The 14,576-nt window shown below is 72.2% G+C and carries 16 protein-coding genes; 6 read left to right on the top strand and 10 right to left on the bottom strand.

Annotated features, from left to right (window positions below; all coding sequences use genetic code 11):
• Window positions 1-35 precede the first annotated feature (35 nt).
• Entirely contained in the window at window positions 36-1,466 is a 1,431-nt protein-coding gene (locus ACH0BZ_RS05210) for a sensor histidine kinase (RefSeq protein ID WP_406896916.1), read from the top strand.
• Window positions 1,467-1,475: 9 nt separating this feature from the next.
• Here ACH0BZ_RS05210 and ACH0BZ_RS05205 read toward each other — a convergent pair whose 3' ends face one another.
• The gene (locus ACH0BZ_RS05205) at window positions 1,476-2,159 is read right to left on the bottom strand and encodes a response regulator transcription factor (RefSeq protein ID WP_406896915.1); all 684 of its coding nucleotides are present in this window, start codon (window positions 2,157-2,159) and stop codon (window positions 1,476-1,478) included.
• A 24-nt stretch (window positions 2,160-2,183) separates the two neighbouring features.
• The gene (epsC, locus tag ACH0BZ_RS05200; protein WP_406896914.1) at window positions 2,184-3,023 is read right to left on the bottom strand and encodes a serine O-acetyltransferase EpsC; all 840 of its coding nucleotides are present in this window, start codon (window positions 3,021-3,023) and stop codon (window positions 2,184-2,186) included.
• 80 nt (window positions 3,024-3,103) lie between these two features.
• Here epsC and ACH0BZ_RS05195 point away from each other — a divergent pair, with 80 nt between their 5' ends.
• Window positions 3,104-3,427 carry a putative quinol monooxygenase gene (locus ACH0BZ_RS05195; RefSeq protein WP_406896913.1) on the top strand — a complete coding sequence of 108 codons (324 nt, stop codon included), beginning with the start codon at window positions 3,104-3,106 and terminating at the stop codon, window positions 3,425-3,427.
• A gap of 40 nt (window positions 3,428-3,467) precedes the next feature.
• Here ACH0BZ_RS05195 and ACH0BZ_RS05190 read toward each other — a convergent pair whose 3' ends face one another.
• Entirely contained in the window at window positions 3,468-4,274 is an 807-nt protein-coding gene (locus ACH0BZ_RS05190; protein WP_406896912.1) for a DUF1906 domain-containing protein, read from the bottom strand.
• Window positions 4,275-4,438: 164 nt separating this feature from the next.
• Here ACH0BZ_RS05190 and ACH0BZ_RS05185 point away from each other — a divergent pair, with 164 nt between their 5' ends.
• Window positions 4,439-5,350: an SDR family NAD(P)-dependent oxidoreductase gene (locus ACH0BZ_RS05185; RefSeq protein ID WP_406896911.1), complete on the top strand. Its 912-nt coding sequence runs from the start codon at window positions 4,439-4,441 to the stop codon at window positions 5,348-5,350.
• Window positions 5,351-5,385: 35 nt separating this feature from the next.
• On the opposite strand, the gene dapA is transcribed toward ACH0BZ_RS05185, so the two are convergent.
• Entirely contained in the window at window positions 5,386-6,273 is an 888-nt protein-coding gene (dapA, locus tag ACH0BZ_RS05180) for a 4-hydroxy-tetrahydrodipicolinate synthase (RefSeq protein ID WP_406896910.1), read from the bottom strand.
• A gap of 84 nt (window positions 6,274-6,357) precedes the next feature.
• Between dapA and ACH0BZ_RS05175 the strand changes: the two genes are divergently transcribed.
• From ACH0BZ_RS05175 to ACH0BZ_RS05165, 3 genes are read left to right on the top strand one after another with little or no spacing between them, the layout of a single operon-like run.
• A complete protein-coding gene (locus ACH0BZ_RS05175; RefSeq protein WP_406896909.1) occupies window positions 6,358-6,600 on the top strand; it encodes a hypothetical protein in 243 nt (80 codons plus the stop codon).
• Between the two features lie 13 nt (window positions 6,601-6,613).
• On the top strand, window positions 6,614-7,984 hold the full coding sequence (locus ACH0BZ_RS05170) for a hemolysin family protein (RefSeq protein WP_406896908.1): 1,371 nt from the start codon (window positions 6,614-6,616) through the stop codon (window positions 7,982-7,984).
• Window positions 7,977-9,008 (top strand): hemolysin family protein, encoded by a 1,032-nt coding sequence (locus ACH0BZ_RS05165; protein ID WP_406896907.1) that lies wholly within the window; start codon window positions 7,977-7,979, stop codon window positions 9,006-9,008. The genes ACH0BZ_RS05170 and ACH0BZ_RS05165 overlap by 8 nt, the downstream gene beginning before the upstream one ends.
• Before the next feature lie 17 nt (window positions 9,009-9,025).
• Here the strand turns inward: ACH0BZ_RS05165 and ACH0BZ_RS05160 are convergent, their stop codons facing one another.
• From ACH0BZ_RS05160 to ACH0BZ_RS05135, 6 genes are all read right to left on the bottom strand, one after another.
• Window positions 9,026-9,151, bottom strand: a complete 126-nt coding sequence (locus ACH0BZ_RS05160) for a hypothetical protein (RefSeq protein WP_406896906.1) — start codon at window positions 9,149-9,151, stop codon at window positions 9,026-9,028.
• 176 nt (window positions 9,152-9,327) lie between these two features.
• On the bottom strand, window positions 9,328-9,489 hold the full coding sequence (locus ACH0BZ_RS05155; protein ID WP_406896905.1) for a hypothetical protein: 162 nt from the start codon (window positions 9,487-9,489) through the stop codon (window positions 9,328-9,330).
• A 108-nt stretch (window positions 9,490-9,597) separates the two neighbouring features.
• Window positions 9,598-11,310, bottom strand: a complete 1,713-nt coding sequence (locus tag ACH0BZ_RS05150; protein ID WP_406896904.1) for a BCCT family transporter — start codon at window positions 11,308-11,310, stop codon at window positions 9,598-9,600.
• 60 nt (window positions 11,311-11,370) lie between these two features.
• Window positions 11,371-11,946 carry a CAP domain-containing protein gene (locus ACH0BZ_RS05145; RefSeq protein WP_406896903.1) on the bottom strand — a complete coding sequence of 192 codons (576 nt, stop codon included), beginning with the start codon at window positions 11,944-11,946 and terminating at the stop codon, window positions 11,371-11,373.
• Window positions 11,947-12,054: 108 nt separating this feature from the next.
• Window positions 12,055-12,987, bottom strand: a complete 933-nt coding sequence (locus ACH0BZ_RS05140; protein ID WP_406896902.1) for a diacylglycerol kinase — start codon at window positions 12,985-12,987, stop codon at window positions 12,055-12,057.
• The gene (locus tag ACH0BZ_RS05135; RefSeq protein WP_406896901.1) at window positions 12,984-14,564 is read right to left on the bottom strand and encodes an FAD-binding oxidoreductase; all 1,581 of its coding nucleotides are present in this window, start codon (window positions 14,562-14,564) and stop codon (window positions 12,984-12,986) included. Before ACH0BZ_RS05135 ends, ACH0BZ_RS05140 begins: the two co-directional genes overlap by 4 nt.
• Window positions 14,565-14,576: the final 12 nt, after the last annotated feature.

Genomic DNA, 14,576 nt, shown 5'->3' with positions numbered 1-14,576 from the left:
GCTCGAACCCTACCGGCGACCGGCACAATGGACGCGTGCTCGTGAACCGGGACCTCCTCGCCCATCCCCGCAGGTGGCCCATCCGCCTCACCACCACGGTCGTGGCCACCGCGATCGTCACCCTCGTGCTCACGGTGGCCGCCGGCGGCGCCTGGCTCGTGCTGCGCTGGGCGGTCCACGACGCGATCGACACCACCGACCGCGAGCGCGCCCTCAACGTGGCGGCCGACCTCATCCGGCACGGACCCGGCGCCGCATTCGACCTCATCTCCCAGCCCGCCTCCGGCGTGGACCTCGTGCGGATCGCCGGGCCCGGCAACCGGCTGCTCGCCGCCCAGGTCACCCACGGCCTCGAGGGGCTCGGCCCGCTGCCCGTGCCCGCGGTCGGCGAGATCCTCGAGCAGGAGGTGCGCTCCCCCGACGGCGTCGAGCTGCGGGTGACCTCCGTGGGCGTAGACCTCGGCGGGGCGACCTTCGTCGTGGAGGTGGGCACGGACACGAGCCGCTACGCCACGATGCTCGACGCCGGCGCCGTCCTCTTCCTGGGCTTCGTGCCCGTCGCCGGACTCGCCACCGCAGTGTTCGTCTCCTACTCCATGGGGCGTGTCCTGCGCCCGGTCGAGTCCATCCGCACCCGCGTCGCCGACATCTCCTCCTCCGGCCGCGGCGAACGCGTCCCCGTCCCCGAGGCCGACGACGAGATCGCCCGCCTCGCCGGGACCATGAACGCCATGCTCGCCCGCCTGGACGCCGCCCGCACCGCCCAGGTCGCCTTTGTGGGCGACGCCTCCCACGAACTGCGCAGCCCGCTGTCCACCCTGTCCACGATGCTCGAGCTCTCCTCCACCTCCCGCACGCCCGTGGACGTGGAGACCGTCGACGAGCTGCTGCTGCCCGAGGTGGTGCGCATGCGCTCAATGGTCGAGGACCTGCTCCTACTGGCCAAGAACGACGAGCGCGGCGTCCCCCTGCGGCGCGAGGACACCGACCTCGACGACATCGTGCTGTCCGAGGCCGCCCGGCTCCGCGGCGTCGGCGGCCCCGGGGCCGGCGCGCCGCTCGAGGTGACCGTGCGGGTGGAGCCCGCCCGCCTCGTCGGCGACCCGGACGCCCTGCTGCGCGTGGTCCGCAACCTCGCCGACAACGCGCGCCGCCACGCCCGCTCCGCGGTGACGCTGGAGCTCACCGTGGACCGCTCCGCCCCCGACGCGCCGCGCGCGGCGCTCACCGTGGACGACGACGGCGAGGGCGTGCCGCCGGACCAGCGCGCGACCGTGTTCGACCGCTTCGCGCGCCTGGACGCCGACCGCGGCCGCGACAGCGGCGGGTCAGGGCTCGGCCTGGCCATCGTCGCCGAGATCACCCGCTCACACGGCGGGTCGGTCCACGTCGCGGACGCTCCCGGCGGTGGCGCCCGCTTCGTCGTCGAGCTGCCCGTGGAGCCCCTCGGCGCGCCGGACGACTGAGACCCGGGGCTACCGCGCGGCGGTGGAGTCGACGAGCCGGTACCCCTGGCCGCGCACGGTCTCGATAGCGCGCGCCCCGAACGGCGCATCGATTTTACGGCGCAGATAGCCGACGTAGACCTCGACGATGTTGTCGTCGCCGTCGTAGGCCGCGTCCCACACCGCCCTCAGGATCTGCGCCTTGGACACCACCTGGCCCCGGTTGCGGATCAGGAACTCCAGCACCGCGTACTCGCGGGCGGTGACGCTGATGCGCTGCTCGCCGCGCCGCACTTCGCGCGCCGCGGGGTCCACGACGAGGTCGCCGGCGGTGAACGCGGTGGGCCGCTCGGGGGCGCCGCGCCGGACGAGCGCGCGCAGGCGCGCCTCGAGGACGACGAAGGAGAACGGCTTGACCAGGTAGTCGTCGGCGCCGAGGTCGAACGCGTCGGCCTCGTCGTACTCCCCGTCCTTGGCGGTGAGCATGAGCACCGGCGTCCACACCCCGCGGCGGCGCAGCTCGCGCACCACGTCGTACCCGCTCCGACGCGGCATCATGATGTCCAGGACCACCACGTCGAAATCGCCCTCCGACGCGAGGTAGAGGCCCTCCTCGCCGTCGGGTGCGGTCTCCACCGTCCAGCCGCCGGACACGAGCCCGCGGCGCACGCTCTCGCGCAGCGCCGGCTCGTCGTCCACCACCAGTACACGCATGTCGCGTCGTGCCCCTCGCGGCCATCAGCCGGCGGGGTCGATCTCCTGATCCATGCGGTCCGCGGGCACCAGCGAGTCGGCGTGCCGGCGGACCACCTTGGCGGGCACCCCGGCGACCGTCGTGTGCGGCGGCACCTCGTCGAGCACCACCGAGCCGGCGGCCACCCGCGAGCAGTCGCCCACCCGGACGTTGCCGAGCACGATCGAGCCCGCCGAGAGCAGTACGCCCGAGCCGATCTTGGGGTGCCGGTCGCCGTCCTCGTTGCCCGTGCCGCCGAGCGTGACGCTCTGGAGGATCGAGACCCCGTCACCGATCACGCAGGTCTCGCCGACGACGATCCCGGTGGCGTGGTCGATCATCACGCCCGAGCCCACGCGGGCCGCCGGGTGGATGTCCATCCCGAACACCTCCGAGACCCGGCTCTGCAGGAACGAGGCGGCCATGACGCGACCCGAGTTCCACATCTCGTGCGCCACCCGGTGCACCTGTAGGCCCAGGAAGCCCTTCGCGAACAGGTACGGCACGAGGTAGTTGGGGTAGGCGGGGTTACGCTCGTGGCTCACCACGAGGTCCGCCGCGACCGCCTCGAGAAGCCGCGGGTCCTCGGCCAGGACGCCCCGGATCTCCTTCTCCAGCACGTGGCGGCCGATCTCCGGGGTCGCGACGCGGGAGGCGGCGAGCCGGGCGAGCGACTCCGCCAGGTCGTCGCAGCCGTCGATGAGGTCCAGGACTAGGCCCGCGATGAGCGGCTCGTCCCGGCTCGTGCGGGCGTCGGCGGACAGGCGATCCCACACCGCGCGGACGGACGCGCCCGCCCCGGACGGCGCGACGCAGGGATTCGCGGTGCTCAACTCGGTGGTCACCCGGCCCAGGGTAGGCCTGTTCCCGCCCCGTGTGCGAGTCACGTCCCCCGGCGGCGGCGTTCGGACGGCATCATGGGGGCATGATGCTCATCAACGTCCGATTCGACGTCAAGCCCGAGTACGCCGACCGCTGGATCGAGATCACCCGCGCATTCACCGAGGCCACCCGCGCCGAGCCGGGGAACCTGTGGTTCGACTGGTACCGCTCCACCGACGAGCCGAACACCTACCTGCTGTGCGAGGCGTTCCGCGACGGCGACGCCCCCGCCGAGCACGTGAACTCGGAGCACTTCGCCGACTTCACCGGCAGCGCCGCGCAATACCTGCAGCGCACGCCGCGGATCCTCAACACCACGCTCGACGGCGAGGAGTGGGGGACGATGGGCGAGATCACCGTCGACTGAGACGGTCCCGCCCCGTGCCGGACGGCGCGCGGCCCGCCGATCAGCTCAGGCTGCCGGCGGCCAGCGTGATCGGGTCCAGCGGCCACCACTGGCCGAAGTCCAGCGCGTAGACGTCGTTGATGTCGCTCATCACGCCGCCCACGGCCCACTGTCGGCCGGCCTTCTGGTGGAGGGTGGCGGCCGGGTTGAGGCGGCCGCCCGAGCCCCAGTCGTGCTGCCAGAAGTACTGCCCGAGGCCGCGCTGGCGGCACCAGTCGATCGTGGGCGCGTTGGCGTACACGCCGAGCGTCATGCCCGCGGCGTGCAGGTGCCCGCGCCAGCGGTCGAGGTACGGCGCGATCTGGTTGTCGAACTGCCAGCGCGTCGGGTTGTCGTCGATCGCCACGTACATCGGCACGCCGGCCGGGCCGCCGGCCTCGCGGTGGAGGCGGATGCCGATCGGCGCGTGGTGGTCGGCGCCGCCGGCGCCGGCCTTCCAGTCCGCGGTGGCGTCCTTGCCGAACTGGTAGCAGGAGACCATCGACAGGCCGTGGGCGCGGAAGTCGTCGACCTCACGGCGCAGCAGTGGCTTGCCGGTCATCCACTCCGCACCCGGACGGCGGCGCGAGCAGTAGCGGACCGCGCCGAGGTGGCCGGCCGCGCGGACCGCGGCACCCGACGGCGGGCCCGCGGCGTAGTCGAGCAGGGTTCCGATGGGGACGCCGGCTCCGGCGCCGGGCAGCGCTCCGAGGGGGGCGGGGATCGAGGACTGCGCGCCGACGGCGGGCGACAGGCCCGCGGCGAGGGCACCGGCGCCGGCGGCGCCGAGTCCCGCACGGCGGAGGAAGGTGCGGCGGTCGAAGGTCATGGGTCACTTCCGGTGGTATCGATCGAGACTGCGTGGGTGGGCACGGCGGGCACGACCGGCCGGACACACCACGCGAGTGTGTCACAAGAACATCGTCCCAGGCGACACTGTGTTACCACCAGATCCCGTGCGGCCCCTCCACCAGGGCTGGTTGACTGTGCGTCATGAGCCGCACCCCGGGATGGAACAGCACCGACATCGCCGACCAGTCGGGCCGGACCTTCGTGGTGACCGGCGCCAACGCCGGCATCGGCCTGGCGACCACCGAGGCACTCGCCGCCCGGGGCGCCCGCGTGATCATGGCCTGCCGGAACCTCGAGAAGGCCGCGGCCTCCCGCGACTCCCTCCCCGCCGCGGCCCGCGACCGCACCGAGGTCCGGCGCCTCGACCTGGCCGACCTCGACTCGGTCCGCGAGTTCGTCGACTCCACGGACGAGAAGATCGACGTGCTGGTCAACAACGCCGGCCTCATGAACATCCCGTGGGCGCGCACCGCGCAGGGCCACGAGATGCAGTTCGGCGTCAACGTCCTGGGCCACCACGCGCTCACCCTGGGTCTGCACCGCCGCCTCACCGACCGCGTGGTGTGGCTGGGCTCGCTCGCGCACCTGTGGGGGCGGATCCGGCCCGACGACCTGAGCATGGACCTTCGCGGTTACCGGCCGCTCGCAGCGTACGGCCACTCCAAGCTCGCGTGCATCATGCTGGCCTACGAGTGGCAGCGCCGCTTCCGGAGCGCCGGCGAGGACCTGCGCTCGTACGGAGCGCACCCCGGGTACACGGCCACCGAACTCATCAGGCAGAGCGGTCGCAACGGCGTCGACCGGTTCATGGCCCTCGGCAACGCCATCCCCGGGGTGGGCCAGACCGCCGCGATGGGCGCGCTGCCCACCCTCTTCGCCGCGACCGTCCGTGACCTGCCCGGCGGGACGTTCGTGGGCCCGCGCGCCCTCGGCGGCCTCAAGGGATACCCCGCGGTCGTCTCCTCGACCAGGCGTTCCCACGATCCGGCCGCCGCGGCGAAACTGTTCGACCGCTGCACGGAGATGGTGGAGTTCGCCCGCCCCGTGCCCTGAGCAGCTCGTGCTGCGCCATGGCACCGGTCAACCCGCTACGCCAGTCCCGCGGCCGCCAGGCCCGCGCGCAGCTTCTCCCGGTGCGCCGGTGGGCCCTGCATGAGCGGCATCCGCAGCCGGTCGGAACCGATGACGCCCAGATCCTTGAGCGCCGCCTTGACCTGGATCGCACCCTGCGAGGTGTGCATGATCGCGTCCACGGCGGGGATGAGGCGGGTGTGGATCTCGCGGGCACGCGCCAGGTCGCCGGCGTCCACGGCCTCGATCATGGCGCGGTAGTCGGTGCCCGCCACGTGACCCACGACCGAGACGATGCCGGTCGCGCCCATCGCGAGGTGCACGAGGTTGAGCACGTCGTCGCCCGAGTACCAGAGCAGGTCGGTCTCGGCCATGAGGCGGCTGGACTCAAAGAGGTCGCCCTTGGCGTCCTTGACGGCCCGGACCCCGGGGATCTCGGAGAGGCGGCGGATCGTGTCCGTGGCCAGCGCGGTGCCGGTGCGCCCGGGGATGTCGTAGGCCATCACCGGCAGGTCGCCGGCCTCGGCGATCATCCGGAAGTGCTCGACGATCCCGTCCTGCGTGGGCTTGTTGTAGTACGGAGTCACCACGAGCAGCGAGTCGGCGCCACGGTCGGCCATCTCCTCGGCGGCGCGCATCGAGTGCTCGGTGTCGTTGGTGCCGCACCCGGCCATGACGGCGACGCGGTCACCCACGGCCTCGACGACGGCCGCCACGCACGCGTAGTCCTCGTCGTCGGTGGTGGTAGCGGACTCGCCGGTGGTGCCGTTGACCAGTAGCCCGTCGTGGCCGCGGTCGGCAAGGTGGACGGCGAGGTGCTGCAGCCCGTCGTAGTCGATCGCGCCGTCGTCGTGCATCGGGGTCACCATCGCGGTGATGACCCGACCGAAGGGGTTGTCCGCCATGGACTACAGAGTAGGCCGTCGCGGGCCCGGCCGGTTAGTGTCGTTTCTGTCGGACGCCAGCACCCTCACCGTCAGGAGACCCCCGTGCAGGACGAGACACCCCCCGAGCCCGTGGAGAACTACGGCAACACCATCGACGGCACGCGGGTGGGCGACGGCTGCGACGCCCGCACGGACGACGCGGCCGACGCCGGCGCGGCCACCGGCGGGACCGCCGACGAGGACGCGCACGCCGAGGAGCGCGCCCGCCAGAAGGGCGTCTACCGGGCACCCGACCAGCCGGATCACACTCTCGGGGGCACCGAGGGCACCACCGACGGCGCCTGAGGCCCGCACGCCCGTGGCACTCGCAGTTGTCCTCACTCTCGCGGTGGTCGTCCTCATCGCGGCCAACGCGCTCTTCGTGGCCGTCGAGTTCGGCTTCCTCACCGTCAACCGCGCCGACGTGCGCGCGGCCAGGTCGGAGGGGGACCGGATCGCCTCGACGCTCGACGACTCGCTCTCGCGCACCTCCACCAACCTGTCCGGCGCCCAGCTCGGCATCACCGTGACGAGCCTCGTCGTGGGCTTCCTCACCGGCCCCTCGGTCGGCGAGCTCTTCACCGACGCTCTCGGCCTGGCCGGCATGCCGGACGCGGCGGCCCGCGGAATCGCGATGACGGCCGCCTTCGTGGTGGTGACCTTCCTCCAGATGGTCTTCGGCGAACTCGTCCCCAAGAACTGGGCGATCGCCGCGCCGATGCGGGTCTCCCGGCTCGTGGTGCTCCCGCAGAAGATCTTCATGGCCGTGTTCGGCTGGCTCGTCACCGCGCTCAACGCCTCCGCCAACTGGGTCCTGCGCCTGCTCGGGTTCACCCCGCAGGAGGAGCCGGGCGACGCGCGCAGCGGCGAGGAGTTGCGGGCCTCGGCCGCCCGCTCCGGCCGGGAGGGGTCGATGGACCCGCACACCGCCGAGCTCGTCACCCGCTCGATCTCCTTCGGCGAGCACCGTGCCTCCGACGCGATGGTGCCGCGCCCCCTCGTCCGGTTCCTCCGCGACCACACCGCCCAGGACCTGCTCGACACGGTCGCCCGGACGGGCACCTCGCGCTTCCCGGTGCTCGGCGGGACGGTCGACGAGGTGGTGGGGGTGGTGCACTACCGCCAGGCACTCGCCGTCCCCGCGGCCGACCGCGCCACGACCCCGGTCCGCGACATCGTCTCCGAGGCCACGGTGGTCTCCGAGGCGATGTCCCTGGACCCCCTCATGCGGCTGCTGCGCGAGTCGGAGCTGCAGATGGCCGTGGTGGTGGACGAGTTCGGGGGCACCGCCGGGATCGTCACGCTCGAGGACCTCGTCGAGGAGATCGTCGGGGAGATCGACGACGAGCAGGACACCGCCTCCCGCACGCACGAGCCGGTGGACCACCAGACCGTCGTCGTCACCGGCCTGACGCGCCCCGACGAGCTCGGCGCGGTGCTCGAGTTGGAGATCCCGCCGCCCGACACCTCCTCGACGCTCACCGGCCTGCTCTCCGAACGGCTGGACCGGCTCCCGGAGGTGGGCGACGAGATCGTGGTGGACGCGCACGACCACGAGCACCGCGACGGCGACGACCTGCCCACCCGCGCCCGCGTGCGCCTGACCGTCGAGTCGATGGACGCCTACCGCGTCGGCCGGCTCCGGGCCACCGTCGAGCGCCCCGCCGAGGAGGGGGACGACGATGAATGACGTCACCGCGATCGCGATCCTGGTACTCCTGCTGCTGGGCAACGGCTTCTTCGTGGCCTCCGAGTTCGCCATGGTCTCGGCCCGCCGCGACCACCTGGAGCCGCGCGCGGCCGAGGGCAGCCTGCGGGCCCGCTGGTCCCTGCGTGGGCTGGAGAACGTCTCGGGCTCACTGGCCGCGACCCAGCTCGGCATCACCGCGTGCTCGCTGCTCATCGGCGCGGTGGGCGAGCCGGCGATCGCCCACCTCATCGCCAAGCCCCTCGACGCCGTCGGGGTGCCCCGGGGCTTCGTCCATCCCATCGCGCTCGTGATCGCGCTGCTCATCGTGACGTTCCTGCACATGGTGCTGGGCGAGATGGTGCCCAAGAACATGGCGATCGCCCGGCCCGCGGCCGCGGCGCTGCTGCTGGGGCCCGTGCTGCGCGTGTTCGTGCTGGTGTTCCTGCCGGCGATCTGGCTCATGAACCAGACCGCGAACCTCGTGGTCCGCTACGTGTGCCGGGTGCAGCCGCGGGACGAAGTGGAGACCACGTTCACCGTGGACCAGATGCTGGGGATGGTGGAGGCCTCCGGCGACGAGGGGCTGCTCGACGAGGACGAGGCCACCCTGCTCGCCGGTGCGCTGGCCTTCGACCACATCACCGCCTCCGACGTGGCCCGCCCGCTCGCGGAGGTGGACACGGTCGAGGCCGGTTGGACGACCGGCGAGGTGCAGGAGCTGTGCGTACGGACCGGGCACTCGCGCTTCCCGGTGCGGGCGGCCGACGGCGGGTTCGCTGGCTACGTCCACGTCAAGGACATCGTGTCCGACGACCCGGCCGAGCCGCTGCGCGACGAGCGGATCCGCGTGATCGGCGAGGTGCTGCCCACCACGCCGCTCGACGACGTGCTCTCGGCGATGCAGGGGGCGCGCGCCCACCTGGCGATCGTGGGCGGGGGCGGGGAGCCGGAGGGCGTCGTGGCCCTCGGGGACGTGCTCGCACGGCTCGTGGGCGAGGTCCGGGACGTCACCCCGAGCCGGTGAGCCGCGGCGGGTCCCGGCTAGCGGACCTTGTCGGGGTTGGTGTTGAGCAGGCGCCCGAGTGTGTTGTCGACGAGGATCTGGGCGACCTCGTTGGTCGTGGCCACCCCCACGCGCAGCGTGGTGACGAGGGCGTTCTGGATCATCGAGAACCTCCTGCACTACCCGGGCGCCCGGAATTTCCAAGCACCCGTGCTGGATTACCGAGTGTAAGTCAAGTCACCGAAATGGTGTTATGTACACCACATTTCTCTTTCGTATCAATGGGGCGCCCGTATGCATACCGGCATGACGATGCTCGGCGTGCGCGGGTACTGACCGCCTAGCGGACCCGGTCCGGATCGGTGTCCAGCAGCCGGCCGACGGTGTGGTCGACGACGAGCTGGGCCGCCTCGATCGTCGTGACCGCCCCGAGACGGACCGTGGCGGCGACCGCATCGTGGACGGCGCCGTGAACGGTGGTGGACCTCTCGCTGGGACCCATGGCGGGCGCTCGCCCCTCTTTCGGTGAGATCGTGTTGCTGTACGTCCACCGTAGTTTTGACAGGTGTCAATCCACAACCGGTTCGCGGCCGTGGCCCACACCCGCCGATCAGCCCATGCGTCCCGGCGGGGCGTCGTCCTCGTCCACCTTCTCGTCCTCGTCAGGGATCCGGGAGAGCGGCCCGACGGGCTCCGGCGACGGCGCGCCCTCGTTCCGCTCGAACTCCTCCGCCGAGTAGGCGCGGTCCCACTGGCGGGTGACGGTGGGCGGCCGTTCGCCCAGGTCGGTGGCGATGCCGCGGACGAGGCTGAACATCATGACGAAGCCCATGACGAAGAACGGCAGGCCGATCACCGTGATGACCTCCTGCAGTGCGGTGAGCCCGCCCTCGCCGGTGCCGGCGAGCAGCGTGGCCGCCACCGCGCCCATGAGCACGCCCCAGATGATGCGCTGGTGGGCGGGCGCCGGCGAGACGGAGTCGTCCTCGCCCGAGGCCATCATGTCCACGACCATCGACGCGGAATCGACGGAGGTGGTGAAGAAGATGACGACGAGGAGGATCGACACCCCGGAGACGAAGGTCGCAAGCGGGTAGTTCGAGAGGAACGCGAAGAGGGCCCCCGGGATGTCGCCCTCATCGACCACCGCCTCGACGAGGCCCCCGGAGCCGCTGAGCTCGACGTCGAACGCCGCCATACCGAAGATCCCGAACCAGATCACCGAGAACGCCACCGGCAGGATGAGGACGCCGAAGACGAACTGGCGGATGGTGCGGCCGCGGCTGATGCGGGCGATAAAGATGCCGACGAACGGCGACCAGGTGATGGTCCACGCCCAGTAGAAGACCGTCCACGTGTTCTGCCAGTCGGCGAGGTCCTCGCTCGCCGGGAACACGTTGTTCCAGAAGGCGAGCTCGGGCAGCGTCGAGGCGTAGACGCCGAAGGACTCGACCGTCCCCTTGAGCAGGTACAACGTGGGGCCGGTGACGAGGATGAAGACGAGGAGGGCGATGGCCATGACGATGTTCGTCGTGGACAGGCGCTTGATGCCCTTCTCGAGGCCGGCCCCCACCGAGATGCACGCGATGGTCGTCACCACGACGATCACGAGGACCTGGACCCACGGCGCGACCTCGATGCCGAAGAGCTCGTTGAGCCCGGCGTTGATCTGCAGGGTGCCCAGCCCGACCGAGGTGGCGACGCCGAACACGGTGCCGACGAGGGCCACGACGTCGATGGCCTTGCCGATCGGCCCGTAGACCCGCTGCCCGAGGACCGGGGCGAAGATCGAGCTCACGCGCGGCGGCATCTTGCGCTTGTAGATGAAGTAGGCGAAGGCCAACGCCGGCAGCGCGAAGATCGTCCACGTGTGCAGACCGAAGTGATAGAGCGTGAAGGCCATTGCCTCGTGCGCGGCCTCGGAGCTGCCGGGCTCCACCCCGCCCCGGGGCGGGGTGGCGAAGTGCGAGATGGGTTCGGCCACGCCCCAGAACATGAGGATCGTGCCGATGCCGGCGGCGAAGAGCATGCCGAACCACGCGGGCGTGGAGTGCTCGGGGAGCTCGCCGTCGCCGCCCAGCCGGACGTGCCCGAACCGGCTCATCGCGATCCAGACGAGGAAGAGCAGGAAGATCGTCACCCCGGCGATGTAGAACCAGCCGAGGTTGGTCATGATCCACCCGGAGAGGGTCCCGAAGACATTCCCCACCCAGGTCCCGGCGGCAAAGGTGATGACGACGAACGTCAACACGATCCCGACGGTGGTGAGGAACACCCCCGCATCCGTTTTGAGCCTCAGTGCGCTCATGATCCGTTCGGCCATGGATAGGACGGTACGCCCGAGGTGAGCACCGCGTACATACGTGCGCGGCGTGGAGGCGGATCAGTAGGAGAAGTTGTGGACCACGAAGACCTTGGTGGGCGTGTAGGCGATCCCCATGCCCGCCGAGCGGTAGCCGGGCTCGAGCAGGTTTGCGTTGTGGCCGGGCGAGTTCTTCCAGAGGTTCACCAGGCACACGGCGCCGCAGGAGTGGCCGGCCGCCACGATGTTCTCGCCGAAGCCGCGGTTGATGAGCGCCTGGTTGTGCACCACGGTGTCGCGGGCCGCGAGGTGGTCGGCCCACGCCTGGGCCTCACGGTCGAGCCCGGGGTTGGACGCGAGTGGTCCGCGGCCATGCGCCACGCGGTAGGCGTCGATCTCGGCAACGATCCCGCCGCGCAGCCCGCCGCGCAGCCCGCCGGCGACGTCCCGGTACACCCCGGTGGAACCGACGGCCGCGAGAGCCTCCTGCGGGACGAGGGCCCGCGCCTGGGCGAGGAGTGCCTCGACGCCGGGTGCGGGGCCGAGGGCCGGCAGACCGTCGACCGACTGGGCCGACGCGGACCCGGCGCCGGCGCCCATCAGGGTGGCGGAGGTGACGAGGACGGTCGCGAGTGACGCGGTGAGCCTGGAGCGCATAGAGGTGATCATGCCGCCTCGGCGTGCCTGAAGCGAACCGAATGGCGAATGGGGCAGATGTGGGGCGATACGCCCGTGACCAGCGGATACCAGCGTTACGGATGGGGCTCAGGGGACGAGAAACGCACCCTGTCCAGCGAGCACGTCGAGCGTCACCGGCAGCGGCGCCACGAGGTCGCCGTCGGCGTAGGCCTCCACCCCGGCGGCCTCGATCCGCACCGTCCGGCACCGCCGCGTCACCACGCCCTCCACCCCCACGTGCTCGCCGGCGAACACCTTCCGGAAGTTCCACACGCCGCGCACCTTGGGCACGTCCTCCAGGTACACCACGTCCAACAGCCCGTCGGCGCGGTCGGCGTCCGGCGCGATCCGCATGCTCCCGCCGTAGCAGCGCGTGATCGCAAACGCGCTGAGCACGATCTCCTGCTCCACCACGTCCGCGTCGTCGAAGGTCAGGCGGAACCGCTGCGCGCGGTAGCCGGGGTAGGTGAGCGCGGAGGCCACCACGTACCGCAGCGCACCGCGGACGAACCGCATCTCGTTGACCCGCCGGTTGACCGCCGAGTCGAACCCCGCGCACAGGACCGAGGCGAAGAGGTGCTCCTCGCCGCTGTCGGTGATGGCGCGCCCCAGGTCGCTCCGCTCGACCCGGCCGGCCAGCACCACGTCCACCGCCGCCTCCGGGTCGCCGAGCGGGATCCCGTACTCGCGGGCCAGGTCGTTGCCGGTCCCCGCCGGAACGATCCCCAGTGGCGTGTCCGAGCCCGCCTGGTCCTGCACGGCCAGCGAGATCATGCCGTCGCCGCCGCACACCGCGAGCGCGTCCACCGTCGGGTCCGCGACCGCCCGCGCCGCCAGCGCGCGGGACTCGGCCGCCGATCCGCCGGTGAGCACCACCGCATCCACCCCGCGCTCGCGCAGCCGATGCACCGCGCGGTCCGCCACCCCGCCGCCGCGACCGCCGCTGGCGGCCGGGTTGACCAGTAGGGCCACCCGGCCGATCTCGTGGTGGGAGAACCGCCCCCCGTCCCCGGCGCTCACGGGATCAGCGTTCCCGGGTTGCAGACTCCGTGCGGGTCAAGCTCGGCCTTGACCGCGCGCAGCATCCGCACACCAACCTCGCCGATCTCCTCGCTGAGATACGGCCGGTGGTCCGCGCCCACCCCGTGGTGGTGGGTGATGGTCCCGCCGGCCGCGAGGATCGCCTCGCTCGCCGCGTGTTTGGCCGTCCGCCACTGCGCCACCGGGTCGTCGCCGCGCTGCCCCGCCACCACCGTGAAGTACAGGGAGGCGCCGGTGGGGTACACGTGGCTCACGTGGGTCAGGACCGCCGCGAGGGTGCCGCCGGCCTCGAGCGACTCGGTGAGCGCTCCCACGACCGCGTCACGCAGCCCCACGATCCCCGCCCAGTCCGTCGCCGTCTCCAGGGTCTCCACGAGCACGCCCTCGTCGAGCAGCGAGTCCCGCAGCGGCGGGGCGGCATAGCGGCCGTGCTCCCACGACCGCGCCGGCCCGGCCCCGAGCGAGACGCCCCCGTGGTCCAGCAGCACCGCCCGCGTCTCCTCGTGCCGCGAGCGGACGTGCTCCGGCGTGCCCTCGAACAGCGTCACGCACAGGCAGCCGCCGGCCTCGTCGTCACCCCCGCTCCCGGCGACGGCGGCCTTGAGCGCGGTCTCCGTCTCGTCCGACAGGCGGATCACCGTGGGCCCGGCCCCCTGCTGTTCCACCGCGCGGACGGCCCGCACGCCGGTGGCGAAGTCGGGGAAGCGGAACGCTTCGTGCCGCACCTCCTCGGGAACGGGGTGGACGCGCACGGTGACCCGCGTGCAGATCCCGAACGTCCCCTCCGACCCCACGAGCCAGTGCCGAAGGTCCGGCCCCGCAGCCGAGGACGGCGCCCGCCCCGCCTCGACGACCCCGACCGGTGTCACCACGGTGAGCGCACGGATCATCTCATCGAACCGTCCGTAGCCGGCCGAGGCCTGGCCGGAGGAGCGGGTCATGGCGTAGCCGCCGATCGTCGCGAAGGGGAACGACTGCGGGGAGTGTCCGAGCGAGAACCCGTGAGCGGCGAGCAGGTCCTCCGCGCGCGGCCCCGTGAGCCCGGCGCCGAGGACCGCCTCGCCGGAGACGGGGTCGAGCGAGGCGAGCCCGTCGAAGTGCACGAGGTCACAGGAGAGGACGGCGCGGTGGGCGCCGGCGTCGGGCTCGAGCCCGCCGACCACGGACGTCCCGCCGCCGAACGGCACCACCGCCACGCCCGCCTCGCCGCACCACGTGAGCAGGGCGAGCACCTCGTCGTCGGTCCGCGGGGCCACCACCGCGTCCGGGCACGGCACCTCGGAGTCGCGTCGCCACCGGAGCAGGTCGGGCGTGGACTTGCCGCGCGCCCGCGGCAGGCGTTGCTCGTCGTCTGTAGAGACGTTGCCCTCCCCCACGATCCCGGCGAGCGCCGCGAGGTCGTCGGCGGTGAGTCGGGACGCCGACGACCGCACGGCCGCGGCGTCGAACCGGGGCGCGTCCTCGGCGCTCACGCCGAGCAGCTCGTGGACCAGGGCGCGCGTGCCCTCGGAGATCGGCTCGCCCTCCGGGTCCGCGCCCCAGCGGGAAAGCGTCATGGGAGGGAGGGG

The organism is Dietzia sp. 179-F 9C3 NHS, assembly GCF_045369825.1.
Taxonomy (GTDB): domain Bacteria; phylum Actinomycetota; class Actinomycetes; order Mycobacteriales; family Mycobacteriaceae; genus Dietzia.
Note: the sequence above shows the minus strand (reverse complement) of the source record. Positions and strands in the feature narration are given on the sequence as shown.